This is a genomic window from Bernardetia sp. Wsw4-3y2 (assembly GCF_037126295.1).
Classification (GTDB): domain Bacteria; phylum Bacteroidota; class Bacteroidia; order Cytophagales; family Bernardetiaceae; genus Bernardetia.
Genome location: NZ_CP147017.1, coordinates 3626956 through 3647308, shown reverse-complemented (window position 1 = coordinate 3647308; position 20353 = coordinate 3626956). Strand labels below are relative to the sequence as shown.

The window sequence follows — 20353 nt, the reverse complement described above, 5'->3', positions numbered from 1 at the left end:
TAGTTAAGTTATTGATTTTCAGTTACTAATTAAAATATCAATGACTATGTTTACTAATGAATATTTATCTGATGCTCTTTGGCAATATATGAAAAAATTTATACCTTTTTCGTACTTGGAAAGAAAACGCAAACACAGTTTGTATAATATCTTTTCAGGACTATTTTACATCACTCGTTCTGGCAGTAGTTGGCGTTTACTTCCCAGTAGTTATGGTATTCCTTGGAGTAGTTTGTATGACTACTTTAGCAAATGGCAGAAGATGGGTTGGTACAAAAAACTTTTGGACAAGTTGGTCACAAGAGAACGGTTGGCTCAAGGTAGAAATGCTAAACCCTCTTTGGGTTCTATAGACTCTCAAAGTGTACAAAGTGTATATGGAGGGGAAGCTATAGGTGTAGATGGTTACAAGCTCAAAAAAGGACGTAAACGGCATATACTGGTAGATACGCAAGGAAATTTACTAGAATTAGAGATTAGTCCAGCCAATGAAGCTGACGTGAATCAACTTGCTTATCTAGCTTATTTAGCTCAATTTAGAGGAAGAAAATTCTTTAAAATTCTTGCTGATGCAGGCTATAGAAGTGCTAGTTTGGCTGCTGAAATATTTAGTCAAACAGGAGTACAAATTGAGATTGTCAATAGTCCAAGAAGAGAAAAAAAAGAGGATAAAGCATTTGTACCTCAACCCAAAAGGTGGGTAGTAGAAAGAACTTTTGCTTGGCTTAATCAAAACAGAAGACTAAAAGTAGATTATGAGAAAACTGTAGATTCTGCTAAAGCATTTGTGTATTTAGCTATGATTTTAAACCTCATAAATAAAGGGGCTAGAAGAAAGAAAAAATAAAAACTCGAACAGGCTCTTAAAGTGTCTGACAGTTGTATCTATAAAACTACTTTTTATATATTCTATTACAATTCAAAAAACATCAAAAAGTAACAATTTTTATTTATTAAACACAAAAAAACCTATTCAAATAAATGAATAGGTTTTTGTTTATTTTTATATCTGTTTTCACTTTCTAAGTAAAATTTATTTTACCTAGTTTATTTTTAATTATCCAATTTGAAAACGATAGGAATATTCATACGAACTTTTACAGTTTTACCACGCTGTTTGGCTGGAGCCCATCTAACAGATTCTCTAAGTACACGTTCGGCTTCTTCATCACAGCCTCCACCGATACCTTTTACAGTTTTTACATCTGTAAGTTTACCCGTTTTATCTACAACGAACTGAACAAATACTCTCCCTTGAATACCCATACGTTTTGCTTGTTTTGGATAGTTCAATTCTTTTGATACATATTTGTAAAAAGCATCCATTCCACCTGGATAGACAGCACTTTGCTCAACAATAGTAAATACTTGTTCTACTTCTTCTTCTTGACGAGGAGCTTCAATAGCTGTTACATCAGTTACGATATTATCAATTTCAATTTCTACATCTTCGATTTTGATTTCGATGTTTTCATCAAGTTCAATATCGTTTTCTACTTCCACAATCTCCTCTGGAGTTACTACCTGTACTCTTGGTGGTGGTGGTGGTGGAATGTTTGTAAGAGGAACATCAATGATTTCTTCTGTTTCTGCAACAGGAGCAACATATTCAGCCAAATCTTCTGTGTCTTCAAATTTCCAAGTGAAAGCCACAAGCATCATTCCTACACTTATTACAAGACCAATACTAAAGAAAAGTCCTGAATAATAATTAGCATCTACATCGTAAAATTTACGAAGGATACCTACTTCAGGCTGCTTTATTTCGCCTGCTAATATTTTTTTGCCGTTACTATCTAAAACGCCTTTGAAAAGAAAGATTAAACCAATTGAGATGGCAAGTAATCCTCCTATAAGTATTAAACCTAACATATATTTTTTTAGTTTTGAAGTGAAAAACAGTAAATCAAAAGTAAAAAGACTATTATAAAGTTCCTAATTTGAAAAGAGTTTTTTTATAAAAAAGTCAATATTTTTTTCAAATTTTCTAAAGGAAATCTATTTTTAAGTGCCTTTCTATCTTTACAATCCAAAAGAAACGGAAAAGTAACAGACTTTTTGAAAAAAATTTGAGAAATTTATTTCTAACTCAAAAAAGTAGTTTTATCATTTAGATAAAATAGAATTTGATACAAACTTGATTTTTACCGAACTTGCACGACTAAAAAACAAAAAGACTTTTCTATCAGACTTATATAAGCTAGATTCAATGAAATTCGAACTCCATACCACCGACGCAGCTACATCTGCAAGAGCAGGAACAATCACAACAGCACACGGACAAATCCAAACACCTATTTTTATGCCTGTTGGCACATTAGGAACTGTAAAAGGTGTTCCACCAGAAGCATTAAAAGACCAAGTAAAGGCTCAAATTATTTTAGGAAATACCTATCATTTATATCTGAGACCAAATACAGAAGTTTTGGAAGCAGCAGGTGGTTTGCATAAATTTATGAACTGGGACAGACCTATTTTGACAGATAGTGGTGGTTATCAGGTTTATTCATTAGGACAGATTCGTAAAATAAAAGAAGAAGGCGTAGTTTTTAGTTCGCATATAGATGGCTCAAAACTCAACTTTACACCAGAATATGTAATGGATATTCAGCGCAGCATTGGTGCAGATATTATTATGGCTTTTGATGAGTGTCCTCCTTATCCTTCCGATTATGAGTATGCCAAAAAATCAATGGAAATGACACATCGTTGGCTGACACGTTGTATCAATCGTTTTGATTCGACAGAAGGAAAATATGGATACAAACAAACACTTTTTCCTATTGTGCAAGGAAGTACCTATAAAGATTTGCGTAGAGCTTCTGCCGAATTTGTAGCCGAGCAAAACCGAGATGGAAATGCCATTGGTGGACTTTCTGTAGGTGAGCCAGCCGAAAAAATGTATGAATTTACTGAGCTTGTTTGTGATATTTTACCAAAAGCCAAACCTCGTTATTTGATGGGTGTAGGAACTCCAGCTAATATTTTGGAAGGAATTGCGCTTGGTGTAGATATGTTTGATTGTGTAATGCCTACCCGAAATGCACGAAATGGAATGCTTTTTACCACAAAAGGTATTATTAATATCAAAAATAAGAAATGGGAAAAAGATTTTAGTGTTTTGGATGATGGTTTTGATTGCCATGTCAGTAACACATATTCAAAATCATATTTAAGACATTTGAATAAAGCCAATGAACTTTTGGGTGCGTATATCGCCTCTACTCATAATTTGGCTTTTTATCTTCATTTGGTAGGAGAAGCCAGAAAACATATTTTGGCTGGCGATTTTGCAAGTTGGAAAAAAGAACAAGTAGAGGTTTTGATGCAGAGGTTGTAATTTGATGATTTTCTTTAAAATTATCTTAAAAAAGCACAAGAGGATATGGTCTTGTGCTTTTTTAAGTAACAACAAAACCTATTTAATTTACATCATTTGCGAACCAAAAAACATTCCTCCAATCACTCCTACAACAGCTAAAATAATATACACTACAAAAGTAATAATGATAAACATTCCCAAAAATTTGTAGTGGGATTTGAGGTGAGACATTGATTTTTCTAAACTAATTTCATTTCCTGTACGGATAGCAGCACTAGCATTTGAGCCAAAACGAAATAGATGTGTGATAGGAAATAGATAAATAATTCCTATGAGAATATAAATAATTCCCATTACCAAAGGTAAATAACTATAAGCTCCTGTACTGAGGCTAGAAATATCAAAACCTGCTTGATTCATCTGGTCAGTTGGCAGATTTGGATTTTGTAAAAGCAAACCAAGGTAAGGTAAAAAAGTCCCAAAAGACATCAAACCAACAGCTATTGTAAAGACAAAAAAGACATTTATAAAACCTAAAACAGCTAAAAATTTTGCCCAAGAAGAAGCTGATTTAAGCATCGTTTGAGCTTGTGCAGAAAAAGTAAGATTGTGATTCATAGTTGTGAGTAATTTGATGATAAATAATTCTGTCTTATTTTGTTAAACAACTAAACTACACAAAAAAGCTCACTTTTGAATTATGTATTGCAAACTATACTGTAGTGAAGAACCTTAGGTAATTTAAAAGAAAACCTATAAATACTGCAATAACTCTCAGATTTTTTAATCTCTAGCAACTCGTGTAGAGTGTAGCATTTGTAATTTCCACCCTTGTTTGGTTTTTATGGCTACAGCACTTTCCAACCATTGTAAATCCATTATTTTTTTACCATCTATACTAAGAGTTGCATAGTTTTGATAGGCAAACCAAATTGAATTTTTAGATTTTACAAATCTGATAAACTCAAAACTGTTTGTTCTTTTAGGTAATTTTTCTGCTGTACGAGCCTTAGCAATATAGCAGCTTTTTATGGTATCATTTGTCCATATTTCACCGTGTTCTAAAAGCAAAAAATCATCAGTATGATATTTTTCTATTTTAGTAGAATCTAATTCTCCCCAAACATCATCAAAAGCACTTTGTATAAGCTGTTTTATAGATTGTTTTTCTTCTGGTTTTACATTTTGTGCTTGAAGGGAATAAACGGAAAAGAATATAAAAATGAATAGGGTTATTTTCTTTGTCATGATGAAAGTTTGAATTTGATGAGGTTATTGAATAAACACAAAAATACGAGACTTTTAGGACTTGGAAATATATTTTTAGATTTTAGTTGTCGTAATAACATTGGGGAACTTGAAAGATTCAAAAAAATGTAATTCAAAACAACTAGAATTATTTCAATGAAAAAATTTCTAACACGAGCTAAAAAACTGGCTCTATCTAATTATGGTAGATATTCTACTTGGTTAGTGGAAAAAGATGGAGAAGCAATAGCAAAATTAAGTGATGCTAATTTTGAAGGTATGTTTTGGTTTTCTTATAAAATTACTTTTTTGAGTAAAGAAAACATTATTTCCTCAAATCCCCAATCTTGGTGGGAAGATGATTTCAAATTTAAGAATGAATACCTGTCTGAATATGCTGAAAATGCTTTTTCTAATGAAATGTTAATCAATGGAAGGGTAAAAATGAGAGCTTTGTATATAAAACCAAAAAATAAACTGGAAACATTTATAGCTTCTATTATTTACTGGTATTCACAATTTATGAAGAGAAAAAAGAATAATTAAAAAAACATCAATACTGTAAATTATGAAAAATTTAATCTTTGTTATTTCATTGTATTTAATTTCATTTAGTCTATTTTCTCAAGACTATTATTCAGATTATAATTTGGAAAATGAAGCACTAATTCATGGCAATATTTACAAATTAGATACACTAAAGGGAATTTATTATTTAAACAAAGACAGTATTTATGGATATGAGCCTTATGAAAAATATTTTTTCAATGGCATGAGTTTGAAAGAGTTTGAAAAACAGCAGGTAGAAATGTCTAACCTTATAAATTCCTTCGCTTCAGATACTCCTATCAAAACAACAGGACTACCTCGTGTTAGAATGAACTATCAATCTTTTATTGATTCAATTAATATAAGCTATGAAAAACTTGATATTTTTTTTGTATTATCAAAAGGGGAAATATATAAAGCCGTAACTTACAGCAATATAATAGATGATGCTATTTTTCATAATATGTACTCTGATAGTACAAATAACACCTATTATGCTAGAAAAATGAATTTGTACCAAATACCAGATATAGCTAAACAATACAAAATCAAGTTTGATAGCATATTCAATCAATATTGTATTCAAAAACCCGACGCTTATGAAGTACAGGCAGGTACAACTAAATATTTAGCTGATAAAATTGGAAATATATCTATGAATTATAAAATAGATGGAACACGAGTGCGACAAGTTCTCATTAATTTTTATCAAACATGTCCTATTAAATCATATTGGTTGGAGAAAAATAAATTGATGACAGTTTCATCTGAACATATTTCTGAATTTGCATTTTGTATAATTATTTTTCCAAATTTAGGTACTCCAGAAATTATTGGATTTCCTACAAAGTAAATTAGATTTGCTCAAATTTTTTGCAAAAAACTAAAAAATAGAGTAACTTCGATACTAATTGTATAACAGACTTCCAGTCTGTTGTTTTAAAAAACTTATAGTCATTTTGTTCAGACAGGGATGTCCGAACTACAGGAAAACATTATGCGAAAAACCATTCTCAACGCACTAGAAACGCAATACTATTACGACCAACTTCAACATTTATCTACAAAAGGCGAAGAAACTCCAAAACAGCGTTTGCAGCGTTTGTATGTTGCTTTTTTGAGTCTTTTGAATAATCTGACAGAAGATAGAGAGCAGCAAATTTTTACAGGTTGGTATGCAAAACTGCATTTTGTGTGTCAAGCGTATGGCTTGGGAAGTGAGTGGGAAAGTGAATTGCAAGGACTTCGACGACTTTTGAGAAAGAACAGTTTGCAAGTTTTTTTTAATCCTTCAGAGGTTCAATTTCTGACGGCTTTGTCGCTACTTACTCGTTTGGTTCAGATTTTTGCAACAGAAGATGCCCCAAAATTATTAAAAGAAAAGTATGAAAATGAAGAACTAATTAGTCTAGCTTTTAAAGAAGAAGCAGAGCAAAAAGTGGGTAGAATTTTCGGAACAGTTCAAGACAAAGACACAGAAATTATTTATGATGATAAAGGACGTGGAACAGCTTCTTTCCAACTTTTCACAGAAGAACATGGAATGATTAGCATTTCGGTTGCTGATGTTCATTATTATTCAAAGAAAAATACTATTTTCCATCAGCATAATTTGAGTAGAGAAATTCCTCGTTTGATGCCCTATCAGCCTGTCAGCATTACAAATTTGGAATTGGTAGGAGAAAATCAGTTTGTCAGTACAGATAAATCACTCATTATTCTCAATCCAGATTATTTGGTTGATGCTTCTGCCATTGCAAAATGTAAAACCTTTAAAGGTCAAACACCTTATTTATATCTGCTTTCTAAACTAGAATTTTTTGCAGGAAATGAAGGAACTTTTAGAGGAAAAGTAATCAACGAACTTTTAGATAAATTAGTAGAAAATCCAGAGATTACCTTTCAAGAAGCCTATAAAGATGCTTTTATAGAAAATAGTATTGATGCTGCTTTTATTGATAAAGAAAAATTAAAGGAAATTAGCCGACAGCTAAAAGAACATTTTTTTGTAGTTCAGAAACATGTAAGTCCCTATTTTGAGAATTTACTAACGACAGAACCGACTTTTATTTCTAGCAAATATGGTTTGCAAGGACGTATAGATTTGCTTGTCGAACACAATGAACCTGAACTAAGAGAACGAAAAGACATTATAGAATTAAAAAGTTCGAAAGCTCCTGAAATGCAAATTTCGAACGGTTGGAAAAACGATTTGATACAAGTGGCTTGTTATAACCTTTTGATTGATAGCACTTTTGAGAAACGAACAGGAATTAGTGCGCTTTTGTATTCTAGTGATTCTCAAAATGGTTTGCGAGATTGTGGAAGTTTGGATTTTGATAAGCAGACGGCTATGGAAATCAGAAACCGAATTGTAGCAATGGACATGTGGATTGCCAACGGAAGCGTAAAGGTTTTTGATAATTTATTGAAATCTGTCGAAATGTCGAATCCTGCTTTTTTTGATATGGATAAGGCAAAAGATTTTAATGACAAATGGCAAAAAGCAAGTCCGTTGGATAGAGCTTATTTTATCGAATTTATTGCCCTTGTGATGCGTGAAGCGATGTTTGCAAAAGTAGGAGGAATGGCAGGAACAGAACCCGTTCAAGGTTTTGCAAGTCTTTGGCGAAATACACAAACTGAAAAAAGTGATAATTTTTCACTTCTAAATGAACTTACTTTTGAAGAGTGGGACAAAAAAGAAACTTTACTAACTCTAAAACGTCCAGAAAATCAATCTATTACTTCTTTCCGAACAGGTGATATTATTGTTGTTTATCCAATAGAAGAAGAGCAGGAAGGAAAGGCACACTCGCCACTTCGCTATCAGATTTTGAAGGGAAATATTGAAGAAATTTCGTCCGAAAAAGTAACTGTCAAAATTTGGAGTAAGCATATCAATCAAGCATTTTTTGAATTGTATCCAAAATGGGGAATAGAACCTAATTTGATGGAACGTACTTTTAATGACCTTAGCGCATCTTTAGCTGAGTTTTTGGGTGCTGATAATCATAAAAAAGGAATTATTTACGGAAAACAAGAACCTCGTTTTGATGAGAATTTTAAGATTGATTATACACTCAAAGGACAAAATAAAGGGTTAAGCGAAGAACAAAACGAAATCTTTAATCGTGCGCTTTCTGCAAAAGATTATTTCCTCTTACAAGGTCCTCCCGGAACTGGAAAAACTTCGGCAATGCTCAAAAATATGGTTGATTACCTCTACAACGAAACTGACCAAATTGTTGTTCTTTTAGCTTTTACCAACCGAGCAACAGACGAAATTTGTCAAAAAGTAAAACTCGTTTGTGGAGATGATTTTGTTCGTTTGGGAAATGTAAAAGAAGACAGCGTTTTCTATCCAAATAGCCTAAAAGCCTCAAAAAGTTTGGATGAACTAAAAGCCAAAATTCATACTTCAAGAGTTTTTGTTTCGACGGTTTCTTCCTTTTATTCTAATCTTCGTATTCTGAATAGAGATGACCCAAATGGAGGAAAACTAACTTTTGACACACTTATCGTTGATGAAGCTTCTCAACTTTTAGAGCCTCATTTGTGTGGAATTTTGCCAAAATTCAAGCGTTTTATTTTGATTGGCGATGAAAAACAACTTCCTGCCGTTGTTACGCAGCCTTCAAAACTCTGTAAAGCAAAAAGTCCGTTATTGCACGAAATCGGAATTGAAGATTTGAGCCAATCTGTTTTTGAGCGTTTGGTAGAAAATGCCGAAAAACGAAATTGGAATAAATGTGTAGCTATGCTTTCGACGCAGTACCGAACGCATCAAGATATAGCCGAATTTATCAGTACAGAATTTTATAAAACGTTGAAAGCAGGAAGTGAAAGACAGTTTGAGAAAATGGCATATTATAACTCAAATTCGGAAGACGAATTAGAAAAATTCTTAGCTCAAAAAAGAGTTTTATTTATTCCTACCAAATCAGAAAAAGGAACAAAATTTCATAGCGACGAAGCCGACAGAGTAGTAGAGATTTTACGCAGTATTCATAGAATTTTCGGAGATGATTTTGATGAAGAAACTGTCGGAGTAATTACGCCATATAGAGCGCAAATTGCACAAATTTATCAACGATTAGATGAAAATCTAAGAAAAGTAATTACGGTAGATACCGTAGAACGCTATCAAGGAAGTGAGCGAAAAATCATTATTTTATCGATGGCAACCAATCACGCTGCACAAATGCGCTTTTTGGAATCATTGAATGCAAAACAAACCGTCGATAAAAAACTAAATGTTGCTCTTAGTCGTGCCAAAGAACAGTTGATTTTATTAGGCAATCCAGCAGTTTTGAAGACTGGGAAGTTTTATGGGAAGTTTTTGGAGTGGGTGGAAAAGGAGAATGTAGAAATAACAAATTAAACTGTCAAGACACTTTATAAAGTGTCAGACAGTTTTTGGAAATACTTCTTTATCTATAAGCAATGATTTTTATAGAGTTCTCATCTGTTTCTAGCAAAAATTGCCCTATTGAATTGATTACTTCTTTAATTTTTTCTAAATCTTGATAATGAACTTTACTTTTTTCATCTAAAAATTCTTTTGGGAAATTTAAATATTCAATTTCTTTCCAAATAATCCATCCTCCTAGAGAATTATTTCCTTCAATACCATTTCTCCAATAATCGAACCCGTACATAGTAGTTTCATCAAATCTGAGTATTCCTACTTCTTTACTTTGGACTTTCTTGAATTGAATATGATTAAATAAATGGATATTTTCAACTAAGTTGTGCATTAGTCGAAGCCATTTAGCATTCGACATAAAACTATCCGAAAAATTATTTTTTATAGCTTTGTCAATATTTCTATCAAGTTGCTTCCAATACCTTTCTTGTCTTTTGGTTGCCATTTCATTTTTTGTTTAGAAGTTGTTTAAGAATGTTTTTTTCTAGTTCTGGCAAATATTAAAGTAAAGGCTAAATAGTGTAAACTTTGCCACGTATGAATTTTAGTTTCGTACCTCATAATTAAGGCTTTGAAAGCATCTAACCACGCATTAGTTCTTTCAATAACGAATCTCAATTCATACATTTCTTCATCTTTAAATGGTTGATTATCAAGGTCTTTTTTATTTCTTTTATTAAAATCTATATTATCTACAATATCTAAATGATTACAAAAAGAACGAAAGGCTTGTGTATCAAAGGCTGCATCAGCATTGAGAAAAATTCCTCCTTCTCTAATTTGAGAAGCATTCAAATCATCTATCATAGATTGCATATTTTTTTCAAGTTCAAAAGCATCGTGATGATTGCCTGCTCTTGGAACAGACATCGCTACTGGAATACCATTTTTATCCGTTAGAAAAAGTGCATTGGTTGTTTTTCCTGCTTTTCTTTTGGAATATCCAATACCTTCTCCTCCTCGTTTAGCTGAAGTGTGGCTGCCGTCTAGCTGACAAATAGAAAAATCTAATTCTCCACGATAATCTTCTAAATACTTGATCCATAATTTCTTCCAACTTCCTAATTTTGACCATTTATTATAATGGTAATATACTGTATTCCAGATAATTGATAAGTTTCCGAAAAATTGTTTCATAGGAAGTTCTCGCCATTGACTCCCTGATTTTAAGCGATACACAATGGCTTGGATAATACGCCAAAGAGCTACTTTTATACGACGACCTTTTGTAAATTGATGTAAATAAGGTAAAATATTTTCGGTTATAAATTTTTTTGATAAGTTTACGTACATAGAGGGAAAAATAGTTAGATTGAAAATGTGATGATTTACAAGTATAACTATTTTGACCTCTTTTTAAAAAAATAAATCACCATTCTTAAACAAGTTCTTAGAAAAAAATAAATGAAAGTATCATTTAAAATAATAAAACTACTATTCCTAACTCAAAGTTCAAATATCGAAATGAAAAATTTTACTTACTTAATCCTTCTCATCTTTATAGGGTTATTTTCTTGTCAAAATAACAATTCCAAAAGTAAAGAAATCACAGATTCAACTCCAGAAAACTCTATCAAAAAAGAAGAAATTGAAGAAACCAATTTTGATAAATTCTTTCAAAAATACCGTTCTGATTCAGTTTTTCAAGTCAATCATACAAAATTTCCTCTCAAATGTGTCCATATAGAATTGGAAGAAATTACAACTACTTTTACCAAAAAAAATGATTGGAAATTCAATAATTTTGAAGATAATCGTAAAACCGAATATGACCAATACGAATATGTAAAGGAAATCGGTAATGCAAATCTAGTTTTGTATGAAATGAGAGGAATTGATAACGGTATTTTGGTTATCTATAAATTTATGTTCAATAATCAAAAATGGATGTTGGAAGAGATAGAAAATGCTTCTAATTAAAAATAAAAACACTCCTTCACAGTTAAGTAAAGGAGTGTTTTTGAATAAAAAGCAAAATTTATATGCTTGAATTACTCAACAATTAATTTTGAGATATACTGTTTTTTGTTTTGAGATATAACTTCTACAATATAAAAACCTACACTCAATTTTGAAATATCTATAGTCTTAGTCACTTCTGACACATTTTTGTACGATTTAACTAACATACCTCTAGCATCTTTGATTGTGATATATTCTATAACTTCATTTTCAAAAAGCTTGATAGTCGCTTGGTTTTTAGCTGGATTTGGATAGATAACAGAATCATCAATAGAATTGATAGAATTATTTTCTGTTTTGAATAATACTTCTTTATTACACTCTTTCAGTCCAATTAATACGTTTTCTTCAACAGAACAGCCACTTGCATCTGTTATACGTACTGTAAAGCTGCCTGATATACCTGTTATGCTTGCTCCTGTTGCAAATAAATTTCCACCTTGAAACCATTCTATTGTAGTTCCTTGTGGATATGAATTTGTTACTTTTCCCCAAGTAGTTTGTTCAGGACAAAGAAAACGATGACCTATTTGTACTACTGGTTTCGCTGGAGCACACAATATATTAAAAACACCAGACTGAGACACTAGTTGTTGTCCATTACAAAGTGTTGCTTCTATTTTTATACGATATCTGTTATCACAAGCATTTCCTCCACATTGAATATCACAAATTGTTGTCAAATCAAGCGTTCTTGCAGTACCTTGATATACACAAGGAGTTTGAAATGGTTTTTCAACTGTAATTGTATAGTTACTGATACTTGTCGGAAAGCTAAGAATAGCATCACTTTTACACACATTACCTGTTAGATGAGATACATCTGGCAGAGTATAATTAGAACTAATTACTTCTCCATCTACTTGGTCAGGAAGTATATATACTCCATAATCATTTATGTTTTGATAATCAATAACAGTAGCACCTGTTTTATCATAAGGAAAATAATCTGTGCTGTTTGGAAGAGTTGTTATACTTAATGCACTAATATCTAATAGTGAGTTTGCATTGACTGCATAACATCTGCCATTACCAGCTCTTTCAATATGAGATTTTACAAATCCTGATGTATTGGCTAATTGAGTCAGAGAGTAGTTTATAAAATTAAAGTTATAAATTCCATCTTTAGCTGTATCTGTTCCAAATGTATTAAAACCTACAAACAGAAAAAAGTTTCCTACACCTTCTCCTACAAATTCAATTCCTGATGCTTTAGGAATATTTGGATTAAACGAAGAGGTAGGAATGTCTTGTTTTGTAAAAACTCCGTTCATATTTCTATCTCCATTACTATCTAATGCCATTACAGCAAAGTCATAATTTACATCATTTGCTCTATCTGTCCAAGCTAAAAAATTTTGGTTAGGAGACAATTCTAATTCCACTATATTCATAATATGGTTTTCAGCATGAATAACATTTGAAACACTAATAATATTTGAATACGATTGAGTAAAATCGATTTTACATTTCACAATATCTCTTTCTGCATTAGTATATAGCCAACGTGTTCCATCTGGTCTTGGTTTTCCAACTGCTTGTGCCTTGCTAGGACAATCTCTATCTAAATTAGGTACTTGATAGGAAGGACTAACTGTATTTGTACCCAAATCTATTACTGTATATACTAACCTAGACCAACAAGGAGCCATAACTTTTTCTGTTTTTCCAAGTTTTTGAACCGTATAAGGAGCAGAGTAAATCAATAAGTATTTATTAGGAGCATTACATCCAAAAGGTATCATAGACATTTCAGCACTATTATCAGGTGTTTCAGTTAATGTTCCTATAATAGCTCCTTGTCCATTGATTACTCGGTACTCTAAAAAACTTCCATTTGATTGTGCAGCTGTATAGAATAGAATATTTCCATTGTCATCATAGTGTCCATGTGAATTTCTTGCAAACCCATTTGAAGATGTTCCTCCAAATACAATAGGATACGTTTGAGGTAAACTATTCACTTGAGGTAATGTAGTAGAAAAATCAACTTCAAATTGATTTAGATACCATTTTTTTAATTGTGGAGATTGTGCTTGTAGCTGAGAAATACAGAAAAAAGCAATCAGTAATGAGAAAAAATAACTAGTGGTTTTCATAATAAGTTTATGATTAGATATTAAAATTTGGATAAATAATTTAACTATTTAGGTTAAAATAATTATTCAAAAGTAAGTATTAAAGCAACTACCTAGATATGGTTTTTCATAAACATCAAGTTTGACTTCATAGATAGTGCAATTTTTTACATAAGCGTTCTATTTATCATTTTTTGTAAAAAATCAGTTAGAAAACAACTCTATCATAATCCTTCAAACTTAGTTTTATCCTCAAATTGTCAGTAGCAAAAATAGAAATACCTCTAATTAGGATGTAATCGTAAAAAAAGCCTAACCATTGTATAAATGATTAGGCTTTGTTGTCTTTGTCTAATACTATTAATCTTCCTTCTTGCGTCCTTTCAAGAATTTCCAAAGTGTGGTTGCTCCACCTCCAATGGCTACTGCAATAATTTTCCAAAACTTAAGAAGCACAACAAAGAAACCTGTTTTAGCAAGTACTTTTCCTGCTACTAATCCTCCAATTGTCCAAGCAGCTACGTTATCTACATCAGGAATAAAATCAGCATATTTGTGTCCTTCTTTAAATTCCACACTTCCAATAACATTGTCGATATTTGCTTTTACTTCTGGAAGTTGTTTCATAGAAGCCACAGCATTTAACATAAATACTCCTTTACGTCCCAAAACACGTAAGTTATAATTTAATGTATTTTCTAGATTTTCGCCAAATTTTACTTCTTTAGCCCAGTGTAGGATTTTTTTATTTTTGTCATAATAAGGTTTTGATGCCCAACCTACAAAATCAATCGTTTCATATCCCAAACTCTTTCTTTCAGTATTTGAATCTTTTGTTTCTTCCTTCAACTGTTCTAAAAGTTCATCATAATCAATATCATCAGCATCTTCATCTTCTACATAGCCCATTTCTTCAAAGCTAATTACAAAAACCCAACTATTATCAGCTAAAACACCTTTATTAGAAGGAACAAGAAGCCCCAAAATAGTTTCATCTTTTGGATTACCCCATAAATCGCTCAAAACATAATTAGCTTGTTCTTTATTGAGATAACCGAATCCTTCAGGAACAGTTAGTGTTGCATTTCCTGTTTCAAGTTCAATACTACCTGTTTGATAATCAAGTGACTTTTCTATGTTATTGATTAAAATTTGTGTGCTATCTTCTACTACTTGAGCATAAGTAGTCAAACTAAAAAAGGTCATAAAAAGAGCCAAGAAACTAAATACTATTTTTTTCATGTTATAATTTTTGTTTAAATTGAGTAATGTAAATAAGTGTTATGTGAGAAAATTAGGTGCATTGCTTGTGGTATATTTTATTTTTTTATGAAATATCAAATCAAAATTTGATGTAACAAACAATCGATAAAAAGAATAAAGATGTAAATGTAAGCATAAATTTATTCAAAAGAATAATTGTCTTGTAATAATTTTGTGTCATTTATTATCTGCATAGGCTCTCAACATATTTCTAGTTACATAAAGTTCAATAACATTTATTTATTTTCTTATTTATTTCAATCAAATCCAAATTACCTATTTATGTTAAATTCAAATCAGAAAACACACAAAGTATTCAATCTTATTATTCTTGATGAGAGTGGTTCGATGAATTCTATCAAAGAAACTATTATTAGTGGTTTTAATGAAGTTGTCCAGACTGTAAAAGGAGTTGCTGAGCAGTATCCAGAGCAAGGTCATTTTATTAGTCTTGTTACCTTCAATTCTTTGCATACAAAAACACTTTTAGAAAATGAAAGTGTAGAAAAACTAAATGAAATTGACAAGACAAAATACAACCCAACAGCAGGAACGCCCCTTTTTGATGCTATGGGAAACAGTATTTCGCAGCTTCGAAAAATAACTCAAACACATTCAGAGTATAATGTTTTGGTTACAATCTTGACAGACGGAGAAGAAAATTCATCAAAAGAATTCAATGGAGCAACCATCAAAAAAATGGTTGAGGAGTTAAAACAAGAAAACTGGACATTTACCTATATTGGAGCAAATCATGATGTAGAGGCATTTGCAGCTACAATTTCTATTACTAATACAATGAAATTTGAGGCAAATACGCAAGACATTAAAAAAATGTTTAGCAAAGAAAAAGCATCACGTATGAAATATAGTGCAAAGATTAGAAATAACGAAGATACAAAAGATGATTTTTATAGTTAATTCTATACCTGTTTTGTTGTTGGTGTCACTGTCGCTAAAACACCAACCTTTAGGTTTGCACTAGATAAATAGAATGAAATACTTATCTTGTATTTAAGTATTCATCAAGTAGGTAGAGAACCTGTAACACCAACAAGAACATAGATTCTATCCGTTGAATTAGCCTCTACCTACATTTATTCAATCGCATACTTATATAGAATTCGGAGAACTTTTATTACTCTAAATAATAAAAATTACCTCATTAGATAAGGTTTTAAGTTTGATTGACTAATTGATGAACTACTCTATTAAATAATCACTTAAAATTAACTTTTTATGCAAACTTATCAAACTTTTTTAGGAATCGATGTAAGTCGCAATCATTTAGATTGTACTTTATTGAAAGATGGTGTTATAGTAAGCCAAAAGCAAATTAAAAATAACTTAGCTTCAATAGAGAGTTACTTAGCAAAATTAGAAACTCAAATAGATATTTCTTTTTTATTAGTTTGTTTAGAGCCTACAGGCGTATATATAAATTTTTTATTGACTGCACTACTAGACAAAAAAATGAATGTTTGGGTAGAGAATGCCCTTCAAATAAAACAATCTATGGGCTTTACTAGAGAAAAAAATGACAAAGAAGATGCCTATAGAATAGCTTTGTATGCTTTTCGTTTTCAAGACCGTTGCAAACTGTATACCCCTGTAAGTCAGTCTATTAAGACCTTAAAAACATTGCAATTAGTTCGTAAAAATTTAATCAAATGCAAAAAACAACTGGAAACATTTTGGAAAGAATCTCAAAAATTTGAAACAGAACAACAAAATGAATACTTAACAGAACATCTACAAAAGCCAGTAGAGCAGATAAAAGAACAAATTATAGCAGTAGAAAAAAGCATGAAAAATGTAATTAGAAATGATGAGAAATTAAAAGAACTCTATCGACTCACTACTTCTGTTGTTGGAGTAGGAGATGTAACAGCTATAAAATTACTTGTTGTTACACAAGGTTTTACAAAGTTTAAATCTGCTAAACAACTAGCTTGTTATGCTGGTGTTGTTCCCTTTGAAAAATCATCAGGTAACCACAAAGGAAAGCCAAGGGTATCAAAAATAGCTGATAAATCACTTAAAACATTGTTACATATGTGTGCTTTAGCTGCTATAAAAGTAAAAGGGGGAGAATTAAGTGAATTTTATGAACGTAAAATAAAAGAAGGCAAAAATAAAATGAGTGTTTTGAATGCTTTACGAAATAAAATACTTCAACGTGTAGTAGCTTGTGTACAAAATAACAAAATCTATGAAAGACAAGGAGTAGGATTTCAAAATGCAGCATAAATTTATCCTAAATTTCTAAAGATTAGGCTTGACTTTGTCATAGAATTCAAAGGCAGGAAAGTTAATTCTATATGATACTAAAATAGCGTTACAGACTTTTATAAAAAAATAAATAGTTCTGTAACGCTATATTAAAATAAAAAAATCTACAAAGCAATTTCTTTCAAAATTTCATAAAAACGGTAACAATCCATAAAAGAATTATACAAAGGTATAGGTGCAATTCGAATAACATTAGGTTCTCTCCAATCTGAAATAACTCCTTTTTGAGTCAAGATTTCATGATATTTTTTACCTTCTTTATCAAAAACTAAAGACAACTGACAACCTCTTTCGTTTTTATTTTTTGGAGTAATAATTTGAATTTTGATTTTAGATTGTTCTTTATTAAAACTTTCTATCAAAAATTCCATATAAGCTGTTAGTTGTTCACTTTTTTCTCTTAGGTTTTCAAAACCTGCTTCCTGAAAAATATCTAAAGAGGCTTTGTGTGCTGCCATTGGCAAAATCTGTGCATTACTTAGCTGCCAACCTTCTGCACCACGCATCGGAATAAATCCTTTTTTCATCTGAAAACGAACTTTTTCATCGTGTCCCCACCAACCTGCAAAACGTGGAAGCGAATCATCATCAGCATATTTTTCATTTACAAATACTCCAGAAGTTCCACCAGCACCTGAGTTGAGGTATTTGTAGCTACACCATGTGGCAAAATCTACATTCCAATCACTTAGTTTTAAAGGAACATTTCCTGCTGCATGAGCCAAATCAAATCCTGCTGTTGCACCTACTTTATGGGCTGCTTTTGTAATTTTTTCTAAGTCAAAAAATTGTCCTGTGTAATAATTTACACCACCAAACATAACTAGAGCCAATTCATCTCCTAATTCTTCTATTTTTTTTGTAATATCTTCTGTTCTTAGTGTTTCTTCATTTTCTCTAGGAATCATTTCTACAATGGCATCGTATGGCGAAAATCCGTGAAATTTAACTTGAGATTCGACAGCATACTGGTCAGAAGGAAAAGCTCCACCTTCCATCAATATTTTGAAACGCTTTTGAGTGGGACGATAAAAAGAAACCATCAATAAATGCAAATTGACAGTAAGGTTATTCATAACCACTACCTCAATTGGTTTTGCACCTACAATTTTGGCTGTTTGATTTGTAAGGAGTTTATGATAGGAGAGCCATGGATTTTTTCCATGAAAATGCCCCTCTACACCCAAATTTTTCCAATCTTCTAATTCTTGTTCAATATAGGCTTTAGTAGTTTTGGGTTGAAGCCCCAAAGAATTTCCACAAAAATAAACTACCTCTTTAGTATCAGAATTAGTTGTACCTAAAACTGATTTCATTGTAGGAATCCAAAATTTATCTCTAAAATGAGCTAGAGAATCATTATTGTCTAATTGTGCTGCAAAGTCTTTAGTGGTTTCAAAGTTCATTTTTGGTAATTTTGTTTGCGTGATTTTTTATAAATTATTTTAGCGATTTATTATGAAGAAAAAGTTAGTTATGAAAAAAGCAAAGTTCATAATTGTTCCTACAATTCCAATCAGAGACGTATTTGTTTGTAGTGCTTTATTTCCTTTCAATGGTTCTACATAAATAATATCCCCAGGTTGGACATAAAAAAGAGGAGAAGTAAGAATATCATCTTGAGTAAGATCTACATAATAGCTTTCTAATGTAGCTCCTTTTCGTCTCATAATCCTTACTTTTTGTCTGTTGGCTGTAACTAAAGGCTCACCTGCCAAAGCCATTACATCTAAAATGGTAGTCATACGCATATTGTAGATTGTAATCTGTCCTGGTGCAGTTACTTCTCCAAGCATAGTAACTTGAAAAGTAAGCAATTGCACTTTTACTATTACTTCTGTAAATCGCTCTTCTACTTCAGCTTTTATTTTACTAGCTGCTTCATCTACTGTAAGTCCAGCTACCTGTACACTTCCAACTAGAGGAACTTGCACAAAGCCACTATCACTAATTGTATACCCTGATAAAAGAGCATTCCCATTTTGTCCACTTCCTCCTCCTTGTTTAGATTGTATATTACTAGCCTCTGTTGTACCCAAATCATATTTTGAAGGCACAATACTTTGTACGTTAATACCTAAAATATCGTAAGACTGTAATCTATATGAAGTAAAATCTAAAGAATAACTTGAAGGGGTGGTGCTTCCTATATTTGGATTTTCTTGTTGTTTTCCTTTTAAATAAGTGAGGTTACGAGTAGGAACACAACTAAAAAAAGATAAAATAGATAAGAGAAGTAAAAGTAAAGTAATATTTTTCATAATAGCATTTAATAATAAAATAACCTTCAATTCTGTTTTCTCAGAGTTGAAGGTAAAATAAAATACAAATTTGTGGCACAATCTTTTTATGGTTTATACTTCCACTTCATTATTTGAATATGAGTTAGAAGCTGCATAAACAAGTTCTAATTTTTCTTGAGTAATACCATGGAAATACTGAGGTATTTTCGACAAAGGCTTCATAAAACGAGTATAAAACTTAGGTTGTAAGTCATTGATTTTCCAAGCTTTATAGTCTTCTATATTTGCCATCAAACGATTTCTCAAGCTACTATTGCTTTTTCCTCCTGTACGCATACTAGCCATTACCATAGGTATATAAGTTGCTGATATTTTATTTTTCAAAAGCATACGCAAAGTAAGTTCATAATCGGCAGCACTTTTAAATCGGGTATCATACACTCCATATTTTTGATAGCATTCTTTTTTTATAAAAAGAGCAGGATGAGGAGGCATCCAGCCTTTATAAAAACTATCACAGTCAAATTCTCCAGATTGCCAATATCTAATTACTTTTTGAGTATCTTCTTTATCTACATAGAGCAAATCGCCATATACAGCATCGGTATTTTTTTCTTCAAAAGCTTTCACAAAAGAAGAAACTACTTTATTATTTGGATAAAAATCATCAGAATGAAGTAACCCTATAATATCTCCACTACACATACGAATTCCTTTGTTGATAGCATCATAAAGCCCTTCATCTTTCTCTGAAATAAAACGAGTAATACGATTTTGATACATACGTATCAATTCGGTAGTTCCGTCTGTTGAGGCTCCGTCAATAAGAATATATTCTAAGTCAGGATAATCTTGATTTAAAACAGATTCAATAGCGTCTGCTACCATTGATACGTTGTTATAAACTACAGTTACAATGGAAACTTTCAATTTTTTTTAGGTTAAGTTAAATGTCTAGTTGTTCTAT

The 20353-nt window shown here is 31.5% G+C and carries 18 protein-coding genes; 8 read left to right on the top strand and 10 right to left on the bottom strand.

Annotated elements, in window-relative coordinates; translation table 11 throughout:
- The first annotated feature begins 46 nt into the window (after positions 1-46).
- On the top strand, positions 47-847 hold the full coding sequence (locus V9L05_RS14905; RefSeq protein WP_338811837.1) for an IS5 family transposase: 801 nt from the start codon (positions 47-49) through the stop codon (positions 845-847).
- A 206-nt stretch (positions 848-1053) separates the two neighbouring features.
- Here V9L05_RS14905 and V9L05_RS14900 read toward each other — a convergent pair whose 3' ends face one another.
- Positions 1054-1872 carry a TonB family protein gene (locus V9L05_RS14900; protein ID WP_338812658.1) on the bottom strand — a complete coding sequence of 273 codons (819 nt, stop codon included), beginning with the start codon at positions 1870-1872 and terminating at the stop codon, positions 1054-1056.
- 337 nt (positions 1873-2209) lie between these two features.
- Between V9L05_RS14900 and tgt the strand changes: the two genes are divergently transcribed.
- The gene (tgt, locus tag V9L05_RS14895; protein WP_338812657.1) at positions 2210-3340 is read left to right on the top strand and encodes a tRNA guanosine(34) transglycosylase Tgt; all 1131 of its coding nucleotides are present in this window, start codon (positions 2210-2212) and stop codon (positions 3338-3340) included.
- A gap of 87 nt (positions 3341-3427) precedes the next feature.
- Here the strand turns inward: tgt and V9L05_RS14890 are convergent, their stop codons facing one another.
- Both V9L05_RS14890 and V9L05_RS14885 read right to left on the bottom strand, forming a co-directional pair.
- Complete coding sequence (locus tag V9L05_RS14890) at positions 3428-3940, bottom strand: DUF5362 family protein (RefSeq protein ID WP_338812655.1); 513 nt, start codon at positions 3938-3940, stop codon at positions 3428-3430.
- A 165-nt stretch (positions 3941-4105) separates the two neighbouring features.
- Positions 4106-4570 carry a DUF4440 domain-containing protein gene (locus V9L05_RS14885; protein WP_338812653.1) on the bottom strand — a complete coding sequence of 155 codons (465 nt, stop codon included), beginning with the start codon at positions 4568-4570 and terminating at the stop codon, positions 4106-4108.
- A gap of 156 nt (positions 4571-4726) precedes the next feature.
- Between V9L05_RS14885 and V9L05_RS14880 the strand changes: the two genes are divergently transcribed.
- The 3 genes from V9L05_RS14880 (at position 4727) to V9L05_RS14870 (ending at position 9503) form a co-directional block, all read left to right on the top strand.
- Positions 4727-5116, top strand: coding sequence for a hypothetical protein (locus V9L05_RS14880; RefSeq protein ID WP_338812651.1), 390 nt, complete (start codon positions 4727-4729; stop codon positions 5114-5116).
- A gap of 22 nt (positions 5117-5138) precedes the next feature.
- Positions 5139-5972 (top strand): hypothetical protein, encoded by an 834-nt coding sequence (locus V9L05_RS14875; protein ID WP_338812650.1) that lies wholly within the window; start codon positions 5139-5141, stop codon positions 5970-5972.
- Between the two features lie 144 nt (positions 5973-6116).
- Positions 6117-9503 (top strand): AAA domain-containing protein, encoded by a 3387-nt coding sequence (locus V9L05_RS14870; RefSeq protein ID WP_338812649.1) that lies wholly within the window; start codon positions 6117-6119, stop codon positions 9501-9503.
- Positions 9504-9552: 49 nt separating this feature from the next.
- Here the strand turns inward: V9L05_RS14870 and V9L05_RS14865 are convergent, their stop codons facing one another.
- Together V9L05_RS14865 and V9L05_RS14860 are read right to left on the bottom strand one after the other, a co-directional pair.
- Positions 9553-9993: a hypothetical protein gene (locus V9L05_RS14865; RefSeq protein WP_338812648.1), complete on the bottom strand. Its 441-nt coding sequence runs from the start codon at positions 9991-9993 to the stop codon at positions 9553-9555.
- Positions 9994-10016: 23 nt separating this feature from the next.
- Positions 10017-10841 carry an IS5 family transposase gene (locus V9L05_RS14860; RefSeq protein WP_338812611.1) on the bottom strand — a complete coding sequence of 275 codons (825 nt, stop codon included), beginning with the start codon at positions 10839-10841 and terminating at the stop codon, positions 10017-10019.
- A 171-nt stretch (positions 10842-11012) separates the two neighbouring features.
- On the opposite strand from V9L05_RS14860, the gene V9L05_RS14855 reads away from it, so the two are divergent.
- Positions 11013-11468, top strand: coding sequence for a DUF4348 domain-containing protein (locus tag V9L05_RS14855; RefSeq protein ID WP_338812646.1), 456 nt, complete (start codon positions 11013-11015; stop codon positions 11466-11468).
- A gap of 71 nt (positions 11469-11539) precedes the next feature.
- On the opposite strand, the gene V9L05_RS14850 is transcribed toward V9L05_RS14855, so the two are convergent.
- Both V9L05_RS14850 and V9L05_RS14845 read right to left on the bottom strand, forming a co-directional pair.
- A complete protein-coding gene (locus tag V9L05_RS14850; RefSeq protein ID WP_338812644.1) occupies positions 11540-13609 on the bottom strand; it encodes a T9SS type A sorting domain-containing protein in 2070 nt (689 codons plus the stop codon).
- Between the two features lie 339 nt (positions 13610-13948).
- Complete coding sequence (locus V9L05_RS14845; RefSeq protein ID WP_338812643.1) at positions 13949-14830, bottom strand: DUF2167 domain-containing protein; 882 nt, start codon at positions 14828-14830, stop codon at positions 13949-13951.
- 303 nt (positions 14831-15133) lie between these two features.
- On the opposite strand from V9L05_RS14845, the gene V9L05_RS14840 reads away from it, so the two are divergent.
- Entirely contained in the window at positions 15134-15772 is a 639-nt protein-coding gene (locus tag V9L05_RS14840) for a vWA domain-containing protein (RefSeq protein ID WP_338792448.1), read from the top strand.
- A 318-nt stretch (positions 15773-16090) separates the two neighbouring features.
- Positions 16091-17101, top strand: a complete 1011-nt coding sequence (locus tag V9L05_RS14835; RefSeq protein WP_338789949.1) for an IS110 family transposase — start codon at positions 16091-16093, stop codon at positions 17099-17101.
- 146 nt (positions 17102-17247) lie between these two features.
- Here V9L05_RS14835 and kynU read toward each other — a convergent pair whose 3' ends face one another.
- The 3 genes from kynU to V9L05_RS14820 all read right to left on the bottom strand — a co-directional run bounded on the left by kynU (position 17248) and on the right by V9L05_RS14820 (position 20316).
- Positions 17248-18549, bottom strand: a complete 1302-nt coding sequence (gene kynU / locus V9L05_RS14830; protein WP_338792449.1) for a kynureninase — start codon at positions 18547-18549, stop codon at positions 17248-17250.
- A 39-nt stretch (positions 18550-18588) separates the two neighbouring features.
- Positions 18589-19404, bottom strand: coding sequence for a polysaccharide biosynthesis/export family protein (locus V9L05_RS14825; protein WP_338792450.1), 816 nt, complete (start codon positions 19402-19404; stop codon positions 18589-18591).
- Between the two features lie 93 nt (positions 19405-19497).
- Positions 19498-20316 carry a glycosyltransferase family 2 protein gene (locus tag V9L05_RS14820; RefSeq protein ID WP_338792451.1) on the bottom strand — a complete coding sequence of 273 codons (819 nt, stop codon included), beginning with the start codon at positions 20314-20316 and terminating at the stop codon, positions 19498-19500.
- Between the last annotated feature and the right edge of the window lie 37 nt (positions 20317-20353).

Bases quoted from the DNA above. Each gene is read 5' to 3' on its own strand.
- V9L05_RS14885 (WP_338812653.1), bottom strand. From the start codon at position 4,570: ATGACAAAGAAAATAACCCTATTCATTTTTATATTCTTTTCCGTTTAT.
- tgt (WP_338812657.1), top strand. From the start codon at position 2,210: ATGAAATTCGAACTCCATACCACCGACGCAGCTACATCTGCAAGAGCA.
- V9L05_RS14905 (WP_338811837.1), top strand. From the start codon at position 47: ATGTTTACTAATGAATATTTATCTGATGCTCTTTGGCAATATATGAAA.
- V9L05_RS14825 (WP_338792450.1), bottom strand. From the start codon at position 19,404: ATGAAAAATATTACTTTACTTTTACTTCTCTTATCTATTTTATCTTTT.
- V9L05_RS14835 (WP_338789949.1), top strand. From the start codon at position 16,091: ATGCAAACTTATCAAACTTTTTTAGGAATCGATGTAAGTCGCAATCAT.
- V9L05_RS14860 (WP_338812611.1), bottom strand. From the start codon at position 10,841: ATGTACGTAAACTTATCAAAAAAATTTATAACCGAAAATATTTTACCT.
- V9L05_RS14855 (WP_338812646.1), top strand. From the start codon at position 11,013: ATGAAAAATTTTACTTACTTAATCCTTCTCATCTTTATAGGGTTATTT.
- kynU (WP_338792449.1), bottom strand. From the start codon at position 18,549: ATGAACTTTGAAACCACTAAAGACTTTGCAGCACAATTAGACAATAAT.
- V9L05_RS14890 (WP_338812655.1), bottom strand. From the start codon at position 3,940: ATGAATCACAATCTTACTTTTTCTGCACAAGCTCAAACGATGCTTAAA.
- V9L05_RS14845 (WP_338812643.1), bottom strand. From the start codon at position 14,830: ATGAAAAAAATAGTATTTAGTTTCTTGGCTCTTTTTATGACCTTTTTT.
- V9L05_RS14840 (WP_338792448.1), top strand. From the start codon at position 15,134: ATGTTAAATTCAAATCAGAAAACACACAAAGTATTCAATCTTATTATT.
- V9L05_RS14870 (WP_338812649.1), top strand. From the start codon at position 6,117: ATGCGAAAAACCATTCTCAACGCACTAGAAACGCAATACTATTACGAC.
- V9L05_RS14850 (WP_338812644.1), bottom strand. From the start codon at position 13,609: ATGAAAACCACTAGTTATTTTTTCTCATTACTGATTGCTTTTTTCTGT.
- V9L05_RS14880 (WP_338812651.1), top strand. From the start codon at position 4,727: ATGAAAAAATTTCTAACACGAGCTAAAAAACTGGCTCTATCTAATTAT.
- V9L05_RS14865 (WP_338812648.1), bottom strand. From the start codon at position 9,993: ATGGCAACCAAAAGACAAGAAAGGTATTGGAAGCAACTTGATAGAAAT.
- V9L05_RS14875 (WP_338812650.1), top strand. From the start codon at position 5,139: ATGAAAAATTTAATCTTTGTTATTTCATTGTATTTAATTTCATTTAGT.
- V9L05_RS14900 (WP_338812658.1), bottom strand. From the start codon at position 1,872: ATGTTAGGTTTAATACTTATAGGAGGATTACTTGCCATCTCAATTGGT.